Source organism: Nocardia aobensis NBRC 100429 (assembly GCF_000308375.1).
In the GTDB taxonomy this organism is placed as follows: Bacteria; Actinomycetota; Actinomycetes; order Mycobacteriales; family Mycobacteriaceae; genus Nocardia; species Nocardia aobensis.
In genome coordinates this window covers 33,419-53,193 of record NZ_BAFQ01000066.1, presented here as the reverse complement: position 1 = coordinate 53,193, position 19,775 = coordinate 33,419, and the positions used below count along the sequence as shown (strand labels likewise).

Genomic DNA, 19,775 nt, shown 5'->3' with positions numbered 1-19,775 from the left:
TTCCTGCCGAGAAGGAGTCATACGTAGAAGTCGAGTTCTTCCTGTCGCTTCAGCAGGTCCCGCAGAGCGTACGGGTCTTCGCCGAAGAAGTACAGCAGGCCCCAGTGATTGCCGAATGCGGTTCGCTTGGTGACCTTTTCCGCCAGTGGGGCGGTGAGTTCGTGGGTTTCGAAATATTCGTGATCCTCCGTCTCCTCCGGGATCGACAACCGGCTGACCACCCGCCGCCGCGGATAGACGCCGAACGAACCGGCATGTCCTTTCGCATCCACCACTTCGCGGGGGAAGAACGCCACGATCTCCTCCTCGGTGGTCTTCGGATCGAAGGCGAGCACCAGCGCGTGATAGGCGTTGAAACCGTATGCGCGCTCCAGCAATTCGAACACCTTGAACCCGGGCGGGCGATAAGCGACCTCACCGAAATACATCTCACCGTCGCTGGTGACGAAGTATTCCGGGTGGACGAACCCGAATTCGATATCGAAGGTTTTGATCAGCTTTTCCACCTGCCGGGTGATCTCCGGACGATACTTCTCCAGTTCCGGTGTCGCGGGGACGAAGACGGAGTAGCCGAGCCGCACATATTCGGAGATGTTGAGGAATCGGATCTTGCCGTCGTGGATCCACGCCTCGACCGCGAATTCCCAACCGTCCAAATGGGATTCCATCAGCACCGGGAACTCGTCGTCGGGGATCGCGTCGATCTCGTCGGGGGTGCGGATCACGCGGTGACCGAGGCAGCCGGCCTTGTCGAAGGCCTTGATGTGGATCGGGTCGTTCGGATCGCCGTCGAGTTTGAGCAGGGTCTGGTTGACGCGCTTGAGGAACCGGATGACGTCGTCACGCTCGTGTGCCTCCTCGAAGATGCCCACCCGGATACCGCCCAGCTGCGCGCGCCGCTTCATCAGCGATTTGTCGCGCAGCAGCATGGCCTGGCCGAGCAGCCGCGGATTGTCCAGCAGCACCGAATTGATCGCGCCCGCCCATTCCACGGTCTCCTCGAAGATCGGGATGGCGACGTCGACGCCCATCTCCTTCAGGGTCTCCGCGATTTCCATCGACCGGTCGTTGAGCCGCTCGAAATTCCAGCAGAGATAGGGGATTTCGTGCTCGGTGCAATACTCCTCTGCCCACTCCGGAGCCACCACGACATAGCGCCGATCGAATCGGTCCACCGCTTCGACTGCGTTCAAGCTCCAACCCAGCAGGGCGACATAGCCTTTGTCCGGGTTCCTGCGCTTCGATTCACGGGATGAAATCGACAAACCTGCTCCCCTCTTCGACCTCGGTGCACCGTTCGTCGATCGCGAGGTCGTCTTGTCGCGCGGTGGTCCTGCGCTCGACACCGGGGCTGCGAATTCGGCGGGCTCCGGTATCGCCGCGCGTGCGCTCGGCATCGTCGGCGGGCGGCAACAACGGCGATCCGCTCTATCACCGTCACTGCCCACGGATACCCCGATGTTTCATTCCCAAACAGGGGCAACGCCGTTGCGTTATTGATACACAATCATTTTCGCTGGTCGTCCTCTTCCGGGACGGAGAAGGACGTACGGCCGCCCCGGCGATCCGGCCGGAGCTCAGGACACCGACAGCACCGCGGCGGTGACCGCGACGGTCACCTCGACGGCGGCGCCGAGCACATCACCGTTGAGCCCGCCGAAACGCCGCACACAATGCCACACCAGCAAAGCCACACCGGCCAGAGCTACGGCAACCGCGACCGGCCCGAGCCACCGCGCGGGCGCGGCGACAACGCCGGCGGCGAGCGCGACGAGAGTCCAGACCGCCAGTGTCACCACCGATTGCGTGCGCGCCACCAGCGCGCCGAACGCGGCACCGGGAGCAGGCGCATACCCGCGGCAGGCGAGGACGACGGCGACCCGCCCGACCGCAACCGCGAGCCCCACCGCGAACCAACGGCCGTGTTCGGCGAGGGCGGCGAACGACAGCGCCTGAATGCCGATCGCGAAGATCAACGCGGCCACCCCGAAGGGCCCCGCCCCGCCGCTCTTCATGATCTCCCGGGCCCGTTCCGGCGGACCGTAACTGCCGAGCCCGTCCGCGGTGTCGGCCAGCCCGTCCAGATGCATTCCGCGGGTGGCCAACCCCAGCGCGCCGACGGTGACGAGACCAGCGAGCGCGCAACTCATTCCCGCCCAGGTCGATACCCACAGCAACCCGGCCGCGCCCGCACCCAGCACCGTCCCGACCACCGGTGCGGCCGCGATCGCCCCCGCCGCCGACGTGCGGTCGACCGTTTCGGGTCCGCGCACCGGCAGCACCGTCAGCCAGGAGAGCGCGAGCCGAGCCGCCGCGATCATCGCCCGGACCTCGAGACATGCACGGCGCGTTCCACGACGCCGGATACGAAGATGCCGCGACGCCCACGGACCGAATTCACCGGGACCGCGCTCCGGCCACGCGACCGGCTCGGTGAGTGGTGCCGCGCGCGTCGACCGGCATCGGCATCCGGCGCACCGGGCGGGCAGGTACCACCCACCTCGTTCAGGACACGACTTCCGGTGCGGCCGAATCGGTTTCGGCGGTGCTGACCCCGGCCTCGCCGAAGGTCGACATCTCCGACAGTGCGGCGACGGCCGCGCGCAGCAGCGGCAGCGCGCTCACCGCGCCGGAGCCTTCACCGAGCCGCATATTCAGCTCGACCAGCGGCTCCAGCTCGAGCTTGGCGAGCGCCAGCGGGTGCGCCGGTTCCGTGGACCGATGCCCGGCCACCCACCAGCGCTTCGCACCGGGGGCGAGCATCTCGGCGATGAGCGCGGCGGCGGTGACCACCACACCGTCGAGAATCACCGGCGTGCGCCGGGCGGCGGCCTGAGCGAGATAGCCCGCGGTGGCGGCGAAATCCGCGCCACCGGCGATCCGCAGCAGCGCGAACGGGTCCTGGCGGTGCGGGCGCGCGCGCCACATGGCGTCGCGGATCGCGGAGGCCTTGCGCATCCAGCCGGCATCGTCGACGCCGGTGCCGCGGCCGATCGCCACCACCGGTTCGGTATCGGTGAGGGTGGCGATGAGAACCGTTGCGGGCGTGGTGTTCCCGATACCCATATCGCCGGCGATCAGCAGGTCGGCTCCGCTGTCGATCTCCTCGTCGGCGATCGCGCGGCCCGCGGCCAGCGCGGCGTACAGTTCGGCTTCGGTGACGGCGTCCTCGCGGTCGATGGCGCCGCTGGAGCGGCGAATCTTGTGCGTGGACACCGACGGATCGGTGTCGGCGTCCACCGCGATGTCGACCACGCGCACGGTCGCATCGGCCAGTCGTGCCAGCGCGTTCACCGCCGCCCCACCGGCCAGGAAGTTGGCGACCATCTGCGCGGTCACCTCACTCGGATACGCCGACACCCCGTGTCGCGCCACGCCGTGATCTCCGGCGAACACCACGACCCGGGCGCGCCGGAACTGATGCGGCGGGCACTCCCCCTGGCACGCCGCCACCCAATTGCCCAGTGTCTCCAACCGGCCCAGTGCCCCCGCCGGTTTGGTCAACTGCAACTGCCGCTGCTCGGCCTCGGCCCGTACGCGCGCATCGGGCGCGGCGACCGGGCCGAATGCCGGTGTGGTGCCGTTGAATTCGGCGAGGCCACGCGGAGTCGAGCCCGCCGGCGAGCCGGCGGCAGCTCCGGCGCCCGCGTCATTCGATCCGGTCGGCGCAGCGGCGCTGTCGGTTTCGTGACCGGATGCCAAAGCCCTTTCCGCCGCAGCGGAGTCGGCGAACCCGGAACCGTGGAAAGGATGCTCCCGGCCCACGGTATCAGCGCTGTCCGAAGCCGAAACCCGTTCCGCCGCACCACCTGCCACTCCGGCTGCCGCGGCCGCCGCAGAGGCGGCCCCGATCCCGCGTCCGGTGGATGCACTCGCGGCCCCCGCGCCCTTCAGCACGACCGGCACTCCGGCGACGACCAGCACCACCTCGTCGCAGACCGCCGCGAGCCGCTGATTCAGCGTCCCGATCTCGTCCTGGAACAGTCGTCCCGAGGCGGTCGCCGGAACCACACCCAGCCCGACCTCCGGACTCACGATCAGCAAGCGGTCCGCATATCCGGTCACCGCCGCGACCAGCGCGTCGATATCGGGGCCGACGGTTCCACGCGGCGATTCCCAGGCCGCGCGCGCGTCGATGCGGGCGGTCAGCCAGGTGCCGAGGTCGTCGATCAGAGTCACCGGCGCCGGATCACCGAGCACGGTGATCGGATCGCCCTCCACCACATGCCAGGTGCCGGGGCGCCGGACGCGATGGGCGGCAATACGATCGGCGAAGTCCGCGTCGGCGGGATCGGGAACCGCGGTCGCCACGTAGCGCACCGGTCCGCTGCGGCCGGCCACCTCCTCGGCATAGGCGGATTTCCCCGAGCGCGCCCCACCGAGCACCAGCGTCCGCAGCCCTCGGCCGCCCGCAGCATCGTTCACCACGTCAGCACGGTACCAATCGGCCCGCACCCGAGCCCTCGCCTACCCGAGCCCACGCCCCCGAGCCCGCAGCACATCGCGCCGCCCGAGTCCCTTTCCCCACAGCCGCGACTTCGGAGACCGCGCGACCGGAAGCACACGGCAGCCGCCCCCGCCCTTCCGACCGCGCCGCCAATCGAACACGCGACTGTCCGCGAGAAGGCGATCGTGCCCCCTCGCACGGAACAACCCGGACTCAGACCGCGTCGCCGGGCGAAACCCGCGGCTTCGGCGCGCGCATACGCCGGATCTGGGAGGCGCGGACGAAGGCGTACCAGCCCAGGGACCAGCTCGAGGTGGTGTCGTCGGGATAGCGCTCGCTCACCCGCTTGTTGATGAGGCGGCCGATCACGAAGCCCTCGGCGACCATGAACAGCATCATCACGATCATCGCGAGGGTGACGTAGGCCTGTACCTGCGGCGTGAGGAACATGGTCAGGATCAGCACCAGCGCCAGCGGCATGAACAGTCCGACCAGGTTGCGCCGGGCGTCGACCAGGTCGCGGACGTAGGCGCGGACCGGGCCGCGGTCGCGCGGCAGCAGATATTTGTCCTCACCGGCGAGCATCCGGGCGCGGCGATCGGCGGCCGCGGCCCGGCGTTCGGCCGAGGCGACCTTGCGTTCCTCGCGGTTGCCGCGGGTGGCCTTGCGCCGGGCACGGGCCTCCTTGGCGGTCAGCGGCGCGGGCGCAACCGGACCGCGCCGTCGGCCCTGGACATCGCGACGTCTGGGCGTCGGCCGGCCCTTACCGGCGGTCGGTGCGGGCCGCTGCGCTGCCGTGGCCGTGTCGTCGTGGGTCGCGGCCGACGTGTCGTCGACGTGGTCGTCGGTGGTGCTGGCATCGCCACGGCGCAGGAACTTCACGCCGACCAGGCTATTGGATGGCATACCGGCCTGGAAACACGGTCTCCGCAGACCTGTGTGATCGGTCATACCACCCATACCGGCAAACCCGCTCCGACCGGGCGGTCTGCACCCCGCGACACGCCTCACGGGTGTGGCGATTCGCACGTCCGGCCGCCGACAACCGGCAATTCCGGGGCCGACGGGCCCGCACCGTCGCCCGCAGTGGCAAGATTGGAATAGCCACCCGCGACGTGGCGTTGACAGCTACCGAGCCGTGCGCTGTTCACGGAAACAACGTTCACGGGTAACGAGGGTCTGCGAGGAGACTTCATGACTGTGCAGAACGAGACCACCACCCACGGTGTGATCCTGACCGACGCCGCCGCGTCCAAGGCGAAGGCGCTGCTGGACCAGGAGGGCCGCGACGATCTGGCGCTGCGCATCGCGGTGCAGCCGGGCGGTTGCGCGGGTCTGCGGTACCAGCTCTTCTTCGACGATCGCACCCTCGACGGTGACCTGACCGCCGAGTTCGGCGGGGTCAAGCTCGCCGTCGACCGGATGAGCGCCCCCTACGTCCAGGGTGCGTCCATCGACTTCGTCGACACCATCGAGAAGCAGGGCTTCACGATCGACAACCCGAACGCCACCGGCTCCTGCGCCTGCGGCGACAGCTTCAACTGACGATCTGCACCCGGCGCGGAATCTCTGCGGAGGTTCCGCGCCGTGTCGTGCACACGGTACGGTAAAGCTGATTCCGCCCTCGACAGACAAGGACCGGGCTTCGTGACCATCGCTGTGTCCGCTTCCATCGCGACCGACCATTTGATGCGATTTCCGGGGAAATTCTCCGACGTCCTGCTTGCCGATCAGTTGCAGCACGTGTCGTTGAGTTTTCTGGTCGACGATCTGGTGATTCGCCGAGGCGGTGTCGGCGGCAACATCGCGTACGCGATGGGTCTGCTGAACGGTAACCCGCTGCTGCTCGGCGCGGTCGGCCCCGATTTCGGCGAGTACCGAGACTGGCTCGAGCGCCACGGCGTCGACTGCTCGGCGGTACGGATCTCCGAGACCGCGCACACCGCCCGCTTCGTCTGCACCACCGACGAGACGATGGCCCAGATCGCGTCGTTCTATCCCGGCGCGATGAGCGAGGCCCGCGACATCTCGATCGCCGAGGTGGCCGAAAACCGTTCGCTGGACCTGGTTTTGGTGGGCGCCAACGATCCCGACGCGATGTTGCGCCACACCGAGGAGTGCCGCAAGCTCGGCATCCCGTTCGCCGCGGACCCCTCCCAGCAGCTGGCCCGCCTCGACGGCGACCAGGCGCTCGCCCTGATCGACGGCGCCACATACCTTTTCACCAACGAGTACGAGTGGGGCCTGCTGCTGCAGAAGACCGGCCTGTCCCCCGAGGAGATCGGCCGCCGGGTCGGCATTCGCGTCACCACCCTCGGCGCCAAGGGCGCGCTGATCGTCGACGGCGACGGTGTCGAGGTGAATGTCGAAGTGGTGCCGGAACTTTCGCAGGTCGACCCGACCGGTGTCGGCGACGCGTTCCGGGCCGGCTTCCTCACCGGGCACACCGCCGGACTCAGCCTGCAGCGCTCGGCCCAGCTGGGTTCGCTGACCGCTGTGCTCGTGCTGGAGACCGTGGGCACCCAGGAGTGGTCGCTCGACCGCGACGACGCGCTGCGGCGGTTGCGCGGCGCGTACGGACCGGAGGCGGCGGAGGAACTCGGCGCGCTGCTGAGCTGACGCCGTCCCCGAATAACCGAGCCATTCGGCGGCCCACTGCCGTGAGGATTCACAACATTGCGTCCGGATGCGCGGAGTTCGCCGGCGAACAATAGGGTGTGCGTATGGGATCCGATCGTTTATATTTTCGTCAGCTGCTGGCGGGCCGGGACTGGGCCGTCGGCGACCCGATCGCCACTCAGATGCGCAATTTCTCGTATTTGATCGGCGATCGCGAGTCCGGCGAATGTGTGGTGGTGGATCCCGCGTACGCGGCGGGTGATCTGGTCGATATCGCCGAGGCCGACGGCCTGCGGCTGACGGGCGTGCTGGCAACCCATCACCACCCCGACCACGTCGGCGGCACGATGATGGGTTTCACCCTGCGCGGAGTGAGGGAACTGCTCGAGCGGGTGCAGGTTCCGGTGCACGTGAATCACGAGGAACTGTCCTGGGTCGCCAACGTCACCGGTATCGCCCCGAGCGAGCTGACCGGCCACGATCACGGTGACACTCTCGCCGTCGGCGGCGTCGAGATCGAATTCCTGCACACCCCCGGCCACACTCCGGGCAGCCAGTGCTTCCTGTTCGAGGACCGGCTCGTCGCCGGTGACACGCTGTTCGTCGACGGCTGCGGCCGCACCGACTTCCCCGGCGGCGACTCCGACGCCATGTTCCGCAGCCTGCGCCACCTGGCCGAATTGTCCGGCGACCCGGTCGTCTACCCCGGCCACTGGTACTCCGAAGAACCCAGCGCGGCCCTGTCGTCGGTGCGCGAGAACAACTACGTGATGCGCCCGACCACTCTGGAGCAGTGGCATATGCTCATGCCCGGCTGAGCACCCACACCCGCCCTACAAGCCCTTTCGCCTTGCGCGAGAGGGCTTTTCGCATTTCCGGCGCAGATACACCACCCCGGCGCAGTTTTACCGACGCAGCGTTGGTATCTTACCGACGCACCGTCAGGAAGATGGTGCTGTCCCGCCGCCGGCCCGCCCGGCGGCAGCCGTGAGGAGTTGTCATGTTCCTGGCACTGCGCGAACTGTGGTACGCGCGAGTGAGATTCGGCCTGATGGGCGGCGTGGTCGCGCTCATCTCGATCCTGACCGTGATGCTGTCCGGGCTGTCGTCCGGACTGGTCGACGACGGCGTTTCCGGCCTGCGCGCTCTGCCCGTCGACGTCTTCGCCTTCGCGCACGGCACGAAGACCGACTCGGCGTTCACCCGCAGCACGATCGACACCGCGCAGGTCGCGGCGTGGCGGTCCCGGCCGGACGTGGCCGACGCCGCGCCCTTCGGCAATACGCTGGTCAACGCCAAGACCGGGGGTGGGGTCGCGGTCGACTTCGCCCTGTTCGGCGTCGATCCGGTGTCGTTCCTGGCCCCGGATCCGGCGCAGGGCGCACGGCTGGACCGGCCCGACGGCATCGTCGTGAGCGCGACCGCCCTCGACAAGGGTGCGCGACTGGGCGACACCGTCGTGATCGATCGGCTCGGCACCACGTTGACGATCGTCGGTGTCACCGCGGGCAAGCAGACCTTCGGCCACGTCGATGTCGCCTATGTGCCGCTGCGTACCTGGCAGCAGATCCATGCCGGGGTGAAACCGGGCGAGCAGGTGCGGGAGCAGGCCTACCGCGAGGCCAGTGCCGTGGCACTGCGCGCGCGGCCGGGTGCGACTGTCGACCTGGCCGCCGGCGACGCGGCGGCGGATACGACCGCCATGACGCGCACCGCCTCCTACGACGCCTCCCCCGGCTTCTCGGCGGAGATGGCGACCATGTCGCTGATCAAGGTGTTCCTCTACGCGATCTCGGCACTGGTGGTCGGTGCGTTCTTCCTGGTGTGGACCATTCAGCGCGCGGGCGAACTGGCGGTGTTGCGGGCGATCGGCGCACCGACGCGATTCCTGCTCGCGGACGGACTGACTCAGGCCGTGGTGGTGCTGGTCGGTGCGACCGCCGTCGGAGTGCTGATCGCCGTCGGCGGCAGCCGATTCATTCACGGTATGCCGTTCACCCTCGATCCCGCGGCCATCGCCACCGGCGCCGGCCTGCTGGTGCTGCTCGGCGTGCTGGGCGCGGCCGCCGCCATCGTGCGCGTCACCAGAATCGATCCCCTCGCGGCCCTGGGAGCCAATCGATGAGTCTGTTCACCACACACGAAGCCGCTGCGGCACAGGACGATTCGCACGACCGCGACCTGACGGGCCTCGAACTCGACGGCGTAGCGCTCACCCTCGGCGACGGCGCCGATACGGTGACCGCGCTGGACGACATTGACCTGTCGGTCACGCCGGGGGAATTCGTCGCGATCATCGGCCCCTCCGGTTCGGGCAAATCGAGTCTGCTCGCGGTGGCGGGCGGGCTCACCACGCCCGACGCGGGGCGGGTCCGCATCGGCGGCACCGATCTCGCCGCCCTCGGCGCCCGGGCCCGCACCCGATTCCGCCTGCGCCACATCGGTTTCGTCTTCCAATCGGGCAACCTGCTGCCCGCGCTCACGGCCGCCGATCAACTGCGCCTGATCGCCCGGCTCACCGGTGCCCGGCGCGATCCGCAGGAATTGCTCGATGCGGTCGGGATGGGCGCGAAGGCCGATCGGCGTCCGGAGCAACTGTCCGGCGGGGAACGCCAGCGCGTCGGCATCGCCCGCGCACTCATCGGCTCACCGCGAGTCCTGCTGGTCGATGAGCCCACCGCCGCCCTCGATCGCGCCCGCAGCGCGGAGGTGGTGGAACTGCTGGCCCGCGAAACCCGCGCGGCGGCGGTCGCCACCGTCATGGTCACCCACGACCACGACATCCTCGACCGCTGCGACCGCGTCCTGCACATGGTCGACGGCCGCCTCACTCCCGAGCGCTGAGCATGCGCCACACCCCGTCACCGCGACGGGGTGTGATAGCACTGTCGCTAGGGTCGGACCCAGGCCCGGTCGTGCGAGAAGGAGGTGTCGTGCCGAGAATTCAGGCGGCAACGGTCGCGGAACACCGGCAGGCGCAGCGACGTGCCCTCCTCGACGCCGCCCGCGCGATCCTCTCGGAACAGACCGGTGCGGCGCCTACCCTCGCCGAGGTGGCCGCCCGCGCCGGTCTGGCCCGGCCCAGCGTGTATCAGTATTTCGGCTCGCGAGACGAACTGTTCGAGGCGGTCCTGGCCGACGCACTCCCCCGCTGGAGCGCACGGATCGCCGAACGCATGGCCGCGGCCGGCGACCCCGGCGGCAAGGTCCTGGCCTACGCGATGGCCAACCTCGAACTGGTCGACGAGGGCGAACACGCAGTGGTCCAAGGGCTTTCGACCTACGTCGCCGCCGACGCCCTCGCCGCCCAGGGCCGCGCCATCCACGACGAACTCCGCACACCGCTGCTCGACGCGCTGACCGAACTCGGCGCACCCGATCCGGCCACCACCGCCGAACTGATCAATGCCGTCGTCCACACCGCCTCCCGCCTGGTGGAAAACCACACTCCCGTCGACACCGTGGCGACGAGCGTCCGAGAGTTGCTGAGTCCGTACCTCGTTCACACCGCGTCCGTCTCGCGCCCCTCCGGCGGCACCTAGCCCGCCGATCTCACCGCAACGTGTGACGGCACGCGGTCATCCCCGCTCTACCGTGATCGTGCGGAACCCCGCCGGACGAGTACGAGTCCGCGCCGGCGCCGGGTACTGGCGTCAGCGTGCGGGAGGGGAATCGGCGACCACCCGGAAACCGAGATTCCCGGTCGAGGAGACCGGCTCGCTGCCCTGCCGCGCCGAGACCCGGTAGCGGCGGCAGTAGGACAGGTGGCACAGATACGATCCGCCTCGCATCACCCGGTCGCGGCCGAGATCGGGTCCGGTGGGATTCGCCTCGGGACTGTGCCGATAGTAGTCCGGTGAGAAGAAGTCCGAACACCACTCCCACACGTTTCCGGTGGTGTTGTAGAGCCCGAAACCATTGGGAGCGTAAGCATTCACGGGCATCGTGCCGAGGTGCACGCCGGGGGCCGTGCGGGGGAATTCGCCGGTGAAGACGTTCATCTGCCGCTGCCCGTCCGGCTCGAAGTCCTCGCCCCAGGGGAACGGGCCGGTGGATCCGGCGCGGGCGGCGTACTCCCATTCGGCCTCGGTGGGCAGCCGCGTGCCCGACCACGTGCAGAAGGCCCGGGCGTCCTCCCAGGAGACATGGACGACGGGATGGTCGGCCAGGGCGCCGACATCGGAGTCGGGCCCGAACGGATGAGCCCAGTCCGCGCCCTCCACCTGCCGCCACCAGGGGGCGTTGACCACCGCACGGGTGGGCGGCATATCCGGCGGCAGCAACCCGGCGAAGACGAACGACCAGCCGTACTTCTCGGCATCGGTGCGGTAGCCGGTGTCGGCGGCGAATGCGGCGAACTCGGCATTGGTCACCGCGTACCGGCCGATGGCGAAGGCGTCGACGGTGACCGGGTGGCACGGCCCCTCGCCGTCGCCGGGATAGGCCCAGCGGCTCTCGTCTCCCATGGTGAAGGTGCCACCGGGAACGGCGACCAGCGCGAGCTCGAGGTCGCCGCGGCGATCTCCCCCGGCCGACCGCGCGGCGTCCTCGCCGTGCCCGGTCGGCTCGGCGTTCTTGTCCGCGGAGGGTGCGCAGCAGGCTTGGCGGGTGCCGGAGTCGGTGCGATGTGGCATGACTTCCTCTCCCTCATTGTCCGAAACGACAACACCAGCAGCGTTAGCCGATCGTTCGCTGACCCGACGGTACAGCGCCGTTCGCCCCGTCGTGGGCAGTATTCGGCAACTGTTCGGACGGCTGTGGAGGAGGGATAACGAATTCACCCTCGGCGGATGAGGCGCACCGCCGCGACCGTATCGCGCACGCGGCGCGACGATCGCCGGCACGTAAGCTGCGGCCCCGGGCTGGGCGCGCCGGTTCCGGTGCGCGGCTACGGCGCGTGCCGAAAGGCCCGGCGCCGCAGCCCGTTCCCCGGCTGTGTCACGCCAGGGTGCGCAACCAGCCGTGGTTGTCGGCGAACGTGCCGCGCTGGATTCCGGTCAGCGTGTCGCGCAGCGCCATGGTGACCTCGCCGGGCTCCCCGCCGCCGATCTCGAATTCGCCCTCGGCGGACTGCACCCAGCCGACCGGGGTGATGACCGCGGCGGTGCCGCACGCGAAAACCTCGGTGATCTCACCGGATTCGGCGCCCTTGCGCCATTCCTCGACCGACACCTTGCGTTCCTCGACCGGATAACCGGAGTCGGCGGCCAGGGTCAGCAGACTGTCGCGGGTGATACCCGGCAGCAGCGAACCCGACAGTTCCGGGGTGACCAACCGGGCCTCGGAACCCGAACCGTAGACGAAGAACAGGTTGTTGGTGCCCATCTCCTCGACGTACTTGCGCTCGCAGGCGTCGAGCCACACGACCTGATCACAGCCCTTGTCGGTGGCCTGCTGCTGCGCGAGCAGCGAGGACGCGTAGTTGCCGGCGACCTTGGCCTCGCCGGTACCGCCCGGGGCGGCACGCACGTATTCGGTGGACAGCCACACCCGCACGGGCTTCACGCCACGCGGAAAGTACGCTCCGGCGGGCGAACCCAGCAGCAGGTACTTGTAGCCGGACGCGGGCTTCACGCCCAGCCCCGCCTCCGTGGCGAACATGAACGGCCGCAGATACAGCGACTCCTCACCACCGGCGGCCGGCACCCAGTCCGCGTCGACCTCGAGCAGCTGGCGCACCGATTCGATGAACAGCTCCTCCGGCAGCTCCGCCATCGCCAGCCGCCGCGCCGACCGCTGGAACCGCGCCGCGTTGGCATCGATGCGGAAGGTGGCGATACTGCCGTCGGCCTGCCGATACGCCTTGAGGCCCTCGAAGATGGCCTGACCGTAGTGGAACACCATGGTCGCCGGATCCAGCGACAGCGGCCCGTACGGTTCGACTCGCGCGTTCGTCCACTGCCCGTCGAGGTAGTCGATCGACACCATGTGGTCGGTGAAGTAGCGACCGAACCCGGGCGCCGCCAGAATCTCCGTGCGCCGATCCGCCGGAACCGGGGCGGGATGCGGGGTACGAGTGAACTGTGCGGCGACTGTCATGACCTCGATACTAGAACTGCGGCCCTCGGCACCGATGCTCGGACCTGCGTCGAGAACCGCCGGGCAGCGGCCAGGAAACCGGACAATCGCGGCGTAATACCCCCTTGACGGCGTCCGATACGAGCCATCCGCCCCACCCCAGCGAGCTTGCCCGGCGCCGTCGTGCAGCGCACATACCGGTCACCGGACACTTCACTCCGGAAACATCATGATTTCCGTCACGTGCATGGGTTCGCGACCCGGTTCAAGAGGTGTGCGGTGTCACGAACGGCGGGCGCACCACCTCGGCGCGCAGGCGGCGGCCGCGTACATCGACGGTGACCTCGTCGCCCGGTTCCAGTCCGGCGTCGGTATTCAGCAACGCCAGCGCGATGCCCACCTTGAGACTCGGTGAGAAGGTGCCCGAGGTGGTCTCGCCGACCGTCTCCTCTCCACGCAGCACCGTCTGCCCCTGCCGCAGCACGCCGCGATCGAGAGCTTTGAGCCCCAGCAGGATTCGCCGCGGACCCGCCGACTTCTCCTGCGTCAGTGCCGCTTTGCCCCAGAACTCCGGCTTCTTCCAGCCGACCGCCCAGCCGGCGCGGGCCTGCACCGGCGAAATCTCCGGCGAGAGCTCGTGGCCGTGCAGCGGATAACCCATCTCGGTGCGCAGGGTGTCGCGCGCACCCAGTCCGGCCGGCTGCCCACCCGCGGCCTCGACCTGCGCCGTCAGCGCGCGGAAAACCGCCTCGGCATCGGCCCAGCGCGGCAGCAGTTCATAGCCGTGCTCGCCGGTGTATCCGGTCCGGCAGACGCGCACCGGACGCCCGTCCCACTCGGCATCGGTGAACGCCATGTACTCCATATCGGTCGGAAGCCCCAGCGCGGCAAGCACTTCCGCCGATTTCGGGCCCTGCACCGCGAAGACCGCGTACTCGCGGTGCTCATCGGTGATCGTGATGCCCTCCGGCGCCGCCTTGCGCAACTGCGCCACCACCGCGGCCGTATTGGCCGCATTCGGCACCAGGAAGATCTCGTCGTCGGAGACGTAGTAGGCGATCAGATCGTCGATCACCCCGCCCTGCTCGGTGCAGCACAGCGTGTACTGCGCCTTTCCGGGCCCGACGCGGCCGAGATCGTTGGTCAGCGCCGCGTTCACGAATGCCGCCGCCCCCGCGCCGCGCACGGTCGCCTTACCGAGGTGGCTCACATCGAAAACACCGACGGTGGTCCGCACGGCGGTGTGCTCGGCGACGGTGCCCGCGTACTGCACCGGCATCTCCCACCCCCCGAACGGGGCGAAGGTCGCGCCCAGCTCCGCGTGGACGGCGTGGATGGGGCCCTGCTGCAGCGTCTCGTCGGTCACCCGGCGAGCTTATCGAGCGTCGTCCGCCAGTGGTTCACGCCGGTTCTTCCTGGCGCTCCCCATCGGGCTCGCCCGCATCCAAGAGTGCGTCGCCGTGAACCTCGATCCACTCGCCGAGCGCGCGCATCGGCCCCTCGACGAGGCTCAGCCCCAGCGGTGTCAGCGCGTATTCGACCCGGGGCGGAGCTTGCGCGTAGCGCTGACGCTCGATCAGGCCGTGGCCGAGCAGCCGGCGCAGTGCCTCGGTGAGCGCCTTGTCGCTGATCCCGCCGATCTCGGCCCGTAATTCGCTGCGCCGGCGCGCCCCGCCGAGCAGTCCGACCAGCACCACCGGATCCCAGGTGTGCGCGAAAAGGTCTGTGGCCGCGCGCAATCGGCAGTCGGCGACCAGTTCGCCCGCATGCTCGTCGTAACCGCTCATCCCGTGATGATCACCCATCCGTCGCGCACCGATCGGTGCGTATCGGCTCCCCTACGGTAGCGCCGGATCGACACGTCGAAGGAGAACACGATGCACATCACGATTCTCGGCACCGGCACCTTGGCCGGGGCATTGGGCCGCCGATGGGCGCCCGCCGGACACGACATCACCGTGGCCGGGCGATCGGTGGAGAAGGCCCGGCAACTCGCGCAGGGGCTGGGTGCGGGCGCGCGGGCGGTGCCGTTGGCGGAGATTGCGGCGGTTCCAGCGGGCGCACGAGCCGGCACGGCGGCGGTGCTGCTGGCGGTCGCCCACACCGGAGTCGAGGACATTCTGCGCGCGGTCGGCGCTCCCGGCGGCGCGCTGTCCGGAGTCACCGTCATCGACGCGACCAATGCGATCGACCACGGCGTCGGCGTGCTGCGGCTACCGCCGGGCGCCTCGCACGCACAGCGCGTGGCGGAACTCGCGCCGGGCGCCCGGGTGGTCAAGGCGTTCCATCTGTTCCCGAGCGAACAATGGGCCGCGGCCGAATCCGCAGATGCCGGAACGACTCAGCTGCCGCCGTCGGTCACGATCTGCGGCGACGACCCGGCCGCGCTGGAGATCACCGAACAACTGGTCCGCGACGTCGGCGCCGAACCGGTGGTGCTGGGCGGTCTGGACCGCGCACGTCAACTGGAGGAGGCCGCCGGTTTCGTCATCTCGCTGGCCTTCTCCGGCGTGGATCCGAGCCGGGCGGTGCCCGCCATGCCGACCCAGTAGTTCCATGCGCGCGGAGGTTGTGCGGGTTCCGGCGTCACGGCGCCGGGCTCGCGCACCGGGATCCGGAGCGGCCGGCCACACGGCGCGGACGAAGATCGAGGCGGTCGCGCATCCGGACCGCTGGCTCGTCATCGCAGCGAGAGAAACCTCGCAGCCCGGCCGCGGCGAGTGTGAGTTCGGAGCAACCGTCTTTCTACACGGGGCAATCGGTCGGCGACACATAACTAACGGAGGTGAAACACGCCGCTGATTTGCTGTTTTCATGCGAATCTCGTCACTTTTCTCGAAATCGTCCGCAGCTCCGCCCGCGCCCGCACCGTCGATCTACGAGCAGATCGGCGGGCACGAGGCCTTGGAAACCGTCGTCGAGGACTTCTACGTCCGCGTCCTCGCCGACGAAGAGCTCGCCGGCTTCTTCACCGGCACCAACATGTCGCGGTTGAAGGGCCGCCAGGTGGAATTCTTCGCCGCTGCCCTCGGTGGTCCCGAGCCGTACACCGGCGCCGCGATGAAGCAGGTGCACCAGGGCCGCGGCATCACCATGCACCACTTCACCCTCGTCGCCGCCCACCTCACCGACGCCCTGGTGGCCGCCGGGGTTCAAGAGCCGACCCTCGGCGAAATCATCGGCGCCATCGCACCTTTGGCACCGGAAATCGCCTCCGACGCACCCGTCTCATAAGCCGCACCCGCGGGTTGCCGGCGAGAGAGCCCCACCTCCCTGCGCAGGCACACCGCTCCCCCGGGGCCGCGACTATCGGCGGGACCTCGCCGCGCGGGTGACCTCGCAGGATCGGCCGCCGCTCGCGCCTGCCCGCGCACAGGATCGGCGGCGGCCGAGCGACACACGCACCGGACAGTCTCCGACAGACGACCCGTAGCCGACCGCGGAAGACACATTGCCGGTGACCACTTATCCGATCTCGCCGGAGTCCTCCCCGGACGAGGAGACGATCCGGAACAGCAGGGCGGCCGCCTCGAACAACGCCCCGGAGCGCGTGTCGATCTCGGCCTCCCGCGCGGCGAGTGCGGCCGACACACCATCACCTCGAAAGGTTCGCAGGGCGGACAGCAGGTCGCGCAGTGCCGGAATGCGATATCCGGCGAGCCGGAGCTGATGCGCGATCCGCGCATCGCGCACATCCTCCGGCGCGTACAGCCGCGCACCGCGCGCCCCGGCCCGGCCGGGCACGACCAGCCCTTCCGCATCCCAGTGCCGCAATGCCGACGGCCGCACACCGAGCGCGCCCGCCAGTTCGGACACCGTCATGGAGTCGGCGGGCTTCGCATCCCCGATCGGTTCCTCCGCGATCGCTTCGGCTGCTCGCTGCGCCAGCCGCAGTTCCCGGCGCTGCGCGTCGAGGCGGGCGTGCGCGGCATCCATCAGCACTGGCAACTGCTGCCCGGAATGTGCCTCGCGCAGAACAACTCTCGCCTCGGCGGGGCCGACGGCCGCCGCCACCAGCCGATACGCGCGGGCCGACAGCACATGCACCTCACGGTATGTGCGATACCCGGACGGACCACGCTCGGCCGCGGGCAGCACACCGTCGCGTTCGAGGTTGCGTACCTGCTGAACGGAACAGCCGGCCCGCCGCGCCACATCCACGGTCCGTAGAACAGTGGTTTTGCGACTTACCACCAGCTGACCTGCCATTCCGAAGGATGAAGTCTCCACAAGCACATGAATGAAACGCTAGAGGTATGGACATCAACGAGATCATCGACTTCGTCGAAAACCTCGGCGGCGTGCTGACGCTGCACCCCCGGCCCGGCGACGGCACCCCCGAAATCAGCTGGGGCGACACCTTCTTCTACTACGCCCCCGACGGCGTAGTCCCCCGCACCCAGCCCTTCGCCACCATCGTCACCAAGAACTATCCGGACGACGAATCATCCCGCCTGGACCGCCCGAACACGTTCCGCCTCAACATCTTCGCGGGCAAAGCGGCCTTCACCGCGCTGACCGGCCACACCCCGCACGACCACGCCGCGAACCCGGCCGACCCGAGCATCCCCGACACCCTGTTCCCCCACCCCGTCTACGGCGCCCAGGGCTGGCTCGCCGTAGTGAACCCGGGCCCGCACACCGCCACCACGGTCACCGACCTCCTCCAGCGCGCCCACCACATCGCCCGCACCCGATATGAACGTCGAGAATCCCACGCCGACAACTGATGTCGTCATCGTCCGACGGTCACCTACTTGCCCAACCACGCCAGCGCGGCCACGACCAGCGCTTCGGTCCCGGTCCGCAGTGTGGGCTCGATGACGGGGGCGAAGGACGGCGAGTGGTTGACCGGGATGTCCTGGGCTATCCGTCCCGCCTTCGCCGCTGCCTGGAACGTCTCCGGGTCGATGCCGCCGACGCCCCAATAGGTGTAGGGCACGCCGAGGGCGTTCGGGATATCGCTGAAATCCTCACTGGCACTCTGCCGTGGCAGTTCCACGGCGCGGTCGCCGAAGTGAGTGGTGAACGCGGCCGCGACCCGGCGGGTCGTCTCGGCGTCGTTGTCGGTCACCGGGAATCGGTCGAACAGTTCGAATTCCGGGTCCTTCGGGGAGTTCGAGGCCTGGCATTCGGCGGTGACGATCCGGCGGATCGCGTCGAGGATCGTGGTGCGGGTCGATTCGCTGTAGGTGCGCACATTCAGTTGCAGCACAGCATGATCGGAGATGACGTTGCTCTTGGTTCCGGCAGTGATGCTGCCGACGGTCAGCACCGCGGTCTCGGTCGGCGCCACCTCGCGCGAGACCACCATCTGCAACCGCAGCACGATCATCGACGCGAGCACCACCGGATCGACGGTCGCCTGGGGCATCGAGCCGTGCCCGCCGCGCCCGTAGACGGTGATCCGCATACTGTCGGCGGCGGCCAGCATCGGCCCGCCGCCGGTTCCGACTATCCCGGCCGGCGCGGGCAGGACATGCTGGCCCAGCGCGACATCGACCTTCGGCAGCAGCTCGGCCAGACCGTCCTGGACCATCCCGCGCGCCCCGTCGCCGACCTCCTCGGCGGGCTGGAACAGTGCGACGAGCGTGCCCTGCCAGTGATCGGTGTGTTCGGCGAACAGTTGCGCCGCGCCGAGCAGGCAGGTCACGTGCACGTCGTGGCCGCAGGCGTGCATCACCGGGACCTCGTGCCCGCCGGCGTCGGTGGCGGAAACCGAACTGGCATAGGGTAATCCGGTCGATTCCCGCACCGGCAAGGCGTCGATATCGGCACGCAACAGCACGCCGGCGCCGTCACCGTTGCGCAGGATCCCGACCACCCCGGTTCCGCCGACGCCCTCGCGCACCTCGCACCCCCATGACCGCAACTTTTCGGCTATCAGTCCGGCAGTGCGGTGCTCCTGATGCGACAGTTCCGGATTGGCGTGCAGGTCGCGGTAGAATTCGTCCTGCCACCCGCCGATTCCGTCCAGCCCGGCCAATACCGCTGCTTCCTGCGTAGTCGAGGCCATTACCTCTCCTTTCGCCGTCCGTAACGCAACCGCTCCGGCCAACTCATCTGCTCCGGCAACATCCATCCCCGCCACCGCGCCAGCAGGCACAGCCCCGCTCCGACCACGGTCGCCGCGATCGAACCCGCCGTCACGTGCCCGGAATACCAGATGATCACCAGTGTCGCACTGGCCAGCAACGCACACGTGGCATACAGCGTGTTACCCCCGAAAATCGTCGGCACCCGCCCCACGGCGAGATCGCGAACCACTCCGCCCCCGACCGCCGTCGTCGTCCCCAGCAACACCGCCGGCAACCACCCGAGCCCGACTTCGAGCGTCTTCTGCGCACCGACCGCCGCCCAGCAGCCCAGCGCCAGCGAGTCCACCCAGGGAAACAGCCGATCCCACAACCGGCCCTCGAATCGGAACACGAAGGCGATCAGCGCCCCGATCAGGGCGGTCAGCAGGTAGGTGTAGTCGACCAGCGCCACCGGCGTCCCCCGCTGCAGCAGCGTGTCGCGGATGATGCCGCCACCGAGTCCCGACGCGGTGGCCAGCACGGCGAATCCGATCGGGTCGAACCGGAACGTGCGCGCCACCGCCCCGCCGAGCATCGCGTTGGCGAACACACCGGTCAGATCCAGCGCGCGCAGCAATTCGGGGACGGTATCCGACACTGCCGCCATCGACCCC

Annotated in this window: 21 protein-coding genes; 10 read left to right on the top strand and 11 right to left on the bottom strand. The window is 69.0% G+C overall.

The genetic code is table 11. The annotated features are described in order from the left end of the window. Positions 1-17 precede the first annotated feature (17 nt). Entirely contained in the window at positions 18-1,058 is a 1,041-nt protein-coding gene (locus tag RJ03_RS09170) for an ATP-grasp domain-containing protein (RefSeq protein WP_232329466.1), read from the bottom strand. A gap of 163 nt (positions 1,059-1,221) precedes the next feature. Here RJ03_RS09170 and RJ03_RS37740 point away from each other — a divergent pair, with 163 nt between their 5' ends. Next, entirely contained in the window at positions 1,222-1,500 is a 279-nt protein-coding gene (locus RJ03_RS37740; protein ID WP_167331960.1) for a hypothetical protein, read from the top strand. Between the two features lie 77 nt (positions 1,501-1,577). On the opposite strand, the gene RJ03_RS09165 is transcribed toward RJ03_RS37740, so the two are convergent. From RJ03_RS09165 to RJ03_RS09155, 3 genes are all read right to left on the bottom strand, one after another. Next, positions 1,578-2,321: an adenosylcobinamide-GDP ribazoletransferase gene (locus RJ03_RS09165; RefSeq protein WP_036500162.1), complete on the bottom strand. Its 744-nt coding sequence runs from the start codon at positions 2,319-2,321 to the stop codon at positions 1,578-1,580. Positions 2,322-2,505: 184 nt separating this feature from the next. Beyond that, entirely contained in the window at positions 2,506-4,428 is a 1,923-nt protein-coding gene (gene cobT, locus RJ03_RS09160) for a nicotinate-nucleotide--dimethylbenzimidazole phosphoribosyltransferase (RefSeq protein ID WP_036500160.1), read from the bottom strand. Between the two features lie 232 nt (positions 4,429-4,660). Next, positions 4,661-5,353, bottom strand: a complete 693-nt coding sequence (locus tag RJ03_RS09155) for a DUF3043 domain-containing protein (protein ID WP_373281685.1) — start codon at positions 5,351-5,353, stop codon at positions 4,661-4,663. 288 nt (positions 5,354-5,641) lie between these two features. Between RJ03_RS09155 and RJ03_RS09150 the strand changes: the two genes are divergently transcribed. The 6 genes from RJ03_RS09150 (at position 5,642) to RJ03_RS09125 (ending at position 10,608) form a co-directional block, all read left to right on the top strand. After that, positions 5,642-5,992: a HesB/IscA family protein gene (locus tag RJ03_RS09150; RefSeq protein ID WP_036500157.1), complete on the top strand. Its 351-nt coding sequence runs from the start codon at positions 5,642-5,644 to the stop codon at positions 5,990-5,992. 102 nt (positions 5,993-6,094) lie between these two features. Next, a complete protein-coding gene (locus RJ03_RS09145; RefSeq protein ID WP_036500154.1) occupies positions 6,095-7,066 on the top strand; it encodes a carbohydrate kinase family protein in 972 nt (323 codons plus the stop codon). A gap of 104 nt (positions 7,067-7,170) precedes the next feature. Further along, positions 7,171-7,884: an MBL fold metallo-hydrolase gene (locus RJ03_RS09140; RefSeq protein WP_036500151.1), complete on the top strand. Its 714-nt coding sequence runs from the start codon at positions 7,171-7,173 to the stop codon at positions 7,882-7,884. Between the two features lie 182 nt (positions 7,885-8,066). Next, the gene (locus RJ03_RS09135; RefSeq protein ID WP_036500148.1) at positions 8,067-9,191 is read left to right on the top strand and encodes an ABC transporter permease; all 1,125 of its coding nucleotides are present in this window, start codon (positions 8,067-8,069) and stop codon (positions 9,189-9,191) included. Next, positions 9,188-9,910 (top strand): ABC transporter ATP-binding protein, encoded by a 723-nt coding sequence (locus RJ03_RS09130; protein ID WP_036500145.1) that lies wholly within the window; start codon positions 9,188-9,190, stop codon positions 9,908-9,910. Before RJ03_RS09135 ends, RJ03_RS09130 begins: the two co-directional genes overlap by 4 nt. A gap of 89 nt (positions 9,911-9,999) precedes the next feature. Beyond that, complete coding sequence (locus RJ03_RS09125) at positions 10,000-10,608, top strand: TetR/AcrR family transcriptional regulator (RefSeq protein WP_036500142.1); 609 nt, start codon at positions 10,000-10,002, stop codon at positions 10,606-10,608. A 111-nt stretch (positions 10,609-10,719) separates the two neighbouring features. Here the strand turns inward: RJ03_RS09125 and RJ03_RS09120 are convergent, their stop codons facing one another. The 4 genes from RJ03_RS09120 to RJ03_RS09105 all read right to left on the bottom strand — a co-directional run bounded on the left by RJ03_RS09120 (position 10,720) and on the right by RJ03_RS09105 (position 14,871). Continuing rightward, positions 10,720-11,700, bottom strand: a complete 981-nt coding sequence (locus tag RJ03_RS09120) for a formylglycine-generating enzyme family protein (RefSeq protein ID WP_083870693.1) — start codon at positions 11,698-11,700, stop codon at positions 10,720-10,722. A 304-nt stretch (positions 11,701-12,004) separates the two neighbouring features. Beyond that, complete coding sequence (locus RJ03_RS09115) at positions 12,005-13,105, bottom strand: branched-chain amino acid aminotransferase (RefSeq protein ID WP_036500139.1); 1,101 nt, start codon at positions 13,103-13,105, stop codon at positions 12,005-12,007. Between the two features lie 244 nt (positions 13,106-13,349). Further along, a complete protein-coding gene (gcvT, locus tag RJ03_RS09110) occupies positions 13,350-14,450 on the bottom strand; it encodes a glycine cleavage system aminomethyltransferase GcvT (RefSeq protein ID WP_036500136.1) in 1,101 nt (366 codons plus the stop codon). A gap of 34 nt (positions 14,451-14,484) precedes the next feature. Further along, entirely contained in the window at positions 14,485-14,871 is a 387-nt protein-coding gene (locus RJ03_RS09105; protein WP_198163892.1) for a winged helix-turn-helix transcriptional regulator, read from the bottom strand. A 90-nt stretch (positions 14,872-14,961) separates the two neighbouring features. Here RJ03_RS09105 and RJ03_RS09100 point away from each other — a divergent pair, with 90 nt between their 5' ends. Together RJ03_RS09100 and RJ03_RS09095 are read left to right on the top strand one after the other, a co-directional pair. Continuing rightward, positions 14,962-15,636: an NADPH-dependent F420 reductase gene (locus tag RJ03_RS09100; protein ID WP_036500131.1), complete on the top strand. Its 675-nt coding sequence runs from the start codon at positions 14,962-14,964 to the stop codon at positions 15,634-15,636. Positions 15,637-15,898: 262 nt separating this feature from the next. Next, positions 15,899-16,318 (top strand): group I truncated hemoglobin, encoded by a 420-nt coding sequence (locus RJ03_RS09095; RefSeq protein WP_036500129.1) that lies wholly within the window; start codon positions 15,899-15,901, stop codon positions 16,316-16,318. A 231-nt stretch (positions 16,319-16,549) separates the two neighbouring features. Here RJ03_RS09095 and RJ03_RS09090 read toward each other — a convergent pair whose 3' ends face one another. After that, positions 16,550-17,245, bottom strand: a complete 696-nt coding sequence (locus RJ03_RS09090) for a MerR family transcriptional regulator (protein ID WP_245552225.1) — start codon at positions 17,243-17,245, stop codon at positions 16,550-16,552. Positions 17,246-17,340: 95 nt separating this feature from the next. Here RJ03_RS09090 and RJ03_RS09085 point away from each other — a divergent pair, with 95 nt between their 5' ends. Then, positions 17,341-17,814: a DUF6194 family protein gene (locus RJ03_RS09085; RefSeq protein ID WP_036500127.1), complete on the top strand. Its 474-nt coding sequence runs from the start codon at positions 17,341-17,343 to the stop codon at positions 17,812-17,814. Between the two features lie 23 nt (positions 17,815-17,837). Here RJ03_RS09085 and RJ03_RS09080 read toward each other — a convergent pair whose 3' ends face one another. Further along, positions 17,838-19,100 (bottom strand): amidohydrolase, encoded by a 1,263-nt coding sequence (locus RJ03_RS09080; protein ID WP_036500125.1) that lies wholly within the window; start codon positions 19,098-19,100, stop codon positions 17,838-17,840. Beyond that, the gene (locus tag RJ03_RS09075) at positions 19,100-19,768 is read right to left on the bottom strand and encodes a trimeric intracellular cation channel family protein (RefSeq protein ID WP_036500123.1); all 669 of its coding nucleotides are present in this window, start codon (positions 19,766-19,768) and stop codon (positions 19,100-19,102) included. The genes RJ03_RS09080 and RJ03_RS09075 overlap by 1 nt, the downstream gene beginning before the upstream one ends. Positions 19,769-19,775 lie beyond the last annotated feature (7 nt).